Source organism: Actibacterium sp. (assembly GCF_041584535.1).
GTDB lineage: Bacteria > Pseudomonadota > Alphaproteobacteria > Rhodobacterales > Rhodobacteraceae > Actibacterium_D.
On sequence record NZ_JBFHDW010000326.1, the window covers coordinates 1 to 2,613 of the forward strand.

3 protein-coding genes are annotated in these 2,613 nt (G+C 62.7%); 2 read left to right on the forward strand and 1 reads right to left on the reverse strand.

Features of this window, described 5'->3' with window-relative positions; translation table 11 throughout:
• On the forward strand, nucleotides 1–435 hold a 435-nt coding region (locus tag ABYW26_RS13105), incomplete at its 5' end, for a ZIP family metal transporter (protein WP_372605355.1).
• Between the two features lie 5 nt (nucleotides 436–440).
• On the opposite strand, the gene trpA is transcribed toward ABYW26_RS13105, so the two are convergent.
• Nucleotides 441–1,232 (reverse strand): tryptophan synthase subunit alpha, encoded by a 792-nt coding sequence (gene trpA / locus ABYW26_RS13110; protein ID WP_372605356.1) that lies wholly within the window; start codon nucleotides 1,230–1,232, stop codon nucleotides 441–443.
• Between the two features lie 121 nt (nucleotides 1,233–1,353).
• Between trpA and ychF the strand changes: the two genes are divergently transcribed.
• The gene (ychF, locus tag ABYW26_RS13115) at nucleotides 1,354–2,451 is read left to right on the forward strand and encodes a redox-regulated ATPase YchF (RefSeq protein WP_372605357.1); all 1,098 of its coding nucleotides are present in this window, start codon (nucleotides 1,354–1,356) and stop codon (nucleotides 2,449–2,451) included.
• The last annotated feature ends 162 nt before the right edge of the window (nucleotides 2,452–2,613 follow it).

The following is a 2,613-nucleotide window of genomic DNA, read 5'->3' on the forward strand; positions in this document are numbered from 1 at the left end:
AAGATCTGGCTGTTCGTGCTGGCGATCACCATTCACAATTTCCCCGAGGGCATGGCCGTCGGCGTCGGCTTTGGCGGCGGCGACCTCACCAACGGCATGTCGCTGGCCACCGGGATCGGCCTGCAAAACGCGCCCGAGGGGCTGGCCGTGGCGGTTGCCTTGCGCGGTCAGGGCTATGGGCGGCTAAAGGCCTTTGGCATCGCCCTTGCCACCGGCCTGATTGAACCGGTCGGCGGTTTGATCGGCGTGGCGGCGGTGCATATCTCGACCGACGTTCTGCCTTGGGGGCTGGCGTTTGCCGCCGGGGCGATGGTCTATATCATCAGCCACGAAATCATCCCCGAAACCCATCGCGGCGGGCATCAGAACTCGGCCACGACCGGTCTGGTGACCGGCCTGATCCTGATGATGATTCTGGATGTGACGCTGGGCTAGGCCGCTCAGGCGCGATGCGCGCCGTCGGCCAGCGATTTCACGTAAGACAGGATGTCCGCCACCGGCTGGCCCTGCCCGATCAGGCTGACAATGGCCGAACCGACAACCGCGCCGTCGGCGACACTGGCGATGGCCTGCGCTGCATCGGGGGTCTTGATCCCAAAGCCCACGATCACCGGCAGATCGGTCTTGGCCTTGATCCGGGCCACTTCGGGCGCGACATCGCCAGCCTGCGCCTCGCCCGCGCCGGTGATCCCGGTGATCGAGACGTAATAGAGGAACCCGCTGGTGTTCTGCAGCACCTTCGGCAAGCGTTTGTCATCGGTGGTGGGCGTGGCAAGGCGGATGAAATTCATCCCGGCCGCATTGGCGGGAATGCACAATTCGCTGTCTTCTTCGGGCGGCAGGTCGACCACGATCAGACCGTCGATCCCGGCGGCCTTGGCATCCTTAAGGAATTTCGGCACGCCACGGTTATAGATCGGGTTGTAATAGCCCATCAGCACGATCGGGGTTTCATTGTCGCCCTTGCGGAACTCGGTCGCCAGATCCAGCGTCCGTTGCAGGGTCATCCCGCCCTCCAGCGCCCGCTGACCGGCCAGCTGGATCGTCGGGCCGTCGGCCATCGGATCGGTAAACGGCAGGCCCAGCTCGATCACATCGACGCCCGCGCCCGGCAGACCCTTCACGATCTCAAGCGAGGTGTCGTAATCCGGATCACCCGCCATCACATAGGCGACGAAGGCCTTCTTACCTTCGGCTTTCAGTGCGGCGAATTTCCGGTCGATACGAGTCATGACGTCCCTCTTGCTTTTATTCCGCCGGTTTGCGCGATTGAGGGGGGAAAATCAATGCCCGCCTTGACGATCCGGCCCCCACGCCCCTACATGCGCGCGATCACATGGATAGGAGTGGGTCATGGGCTTTAAAACCGGGATTGTCGGCCTGCCGAACGTAGGCAAATCGACGCTGTTCAACGCGCTGACCAGAACTGCGGCGGCGCAGGCGGCGAATTTCCCCTTTTGCACCATCGAACCCAACGTGGGTGACGTGGCCGTGCCCGACGCGCGGCTAGACCAACTGGCCGCGATCGCCGGGTCGAAACAGATCATCCCGACGCGGATGACCTTTGTCGACATCGCCGGTCTGGTGAAGGGCGCGTCAAAGGGCGAAGGTCTGGGCAACCAGTTTTTGGCCAACATCCGCGAATGCGACGCTATCGCCCATGTGCTGCGCTGTTTCGAAGATGGCGACGTGACCCATGTCGAGGGCCGCGTCGATCCGGTTTCGGATGCCGAAGTGATCGAGACCGAACTGATGCTGGCCGATATGGAATCCATCGAAAAGCGCCTGCAAAACATCGTCCGCAAGGTGCGCGGCGGCGACAAAGAGGCGATCCAGCAAGAACGCCTGCTGAGAACCGCCCTTGCCGCGCTGGAAAACGGTCAGCCCGCCCGCACCGTCGAGGTGGCCGAGGATGACCGCAAGGCGTGGTCGCTGCTGCAACTGCTGACCAGCAAGCCGATCCTTTATGTCTGCAACGTCTCGGAAGACGACGCCGCCAGTGGCAACGCCCATTCTGCGGCCGTGGCGAAAATGGCCGCAGAACAAGGTGCCGCCGCCGTAGTGATCTCGGCCAAGATCGAAGAGGAAATCAGCCAGCTCGACCCGGAAGAGGCCGAGATGTTCCTGTCCGAACTGGGCCTGGAAGAGGCCGGTCTGGATCGACTGATCCGCGCCGGGCACGAATTGCTGGGTCTGCAAACCTATTTCACCGTCGGCCCGAAAGAGGCCCGCGCCTGGACCATCCGCAAAGGCGCGCTGGCCCCGCAGGCCGCTGGCGTGATCCACGGCGACTTTGAAAAAGGCTTCATCCGCGCCGAGACCATCGCCTTTGACGATTTCGTCGCCTGCAAGGGTGAACAGGGCGCCAAGGATGCCGGCAAAATGCGCGCCGAGGGCAAGAGCTATGTCGTCAAGGATGGCGACGTGCTGCATTTCCTGTTCAACACCTGAGGCGCAACGCAAGCCCTCAAACAGGCAATGCAGATTTCCCCAGATTTCCGCTTGCCCCCGCTGCGAACGCCAATTAAACGGGTCGGCGGAGACGTGGCCGAGTGGTCGAAGGCGCTCCCCTGCTAAGGGAGTAGACGGGAAACCGTCTCGTGGGTTCGAATC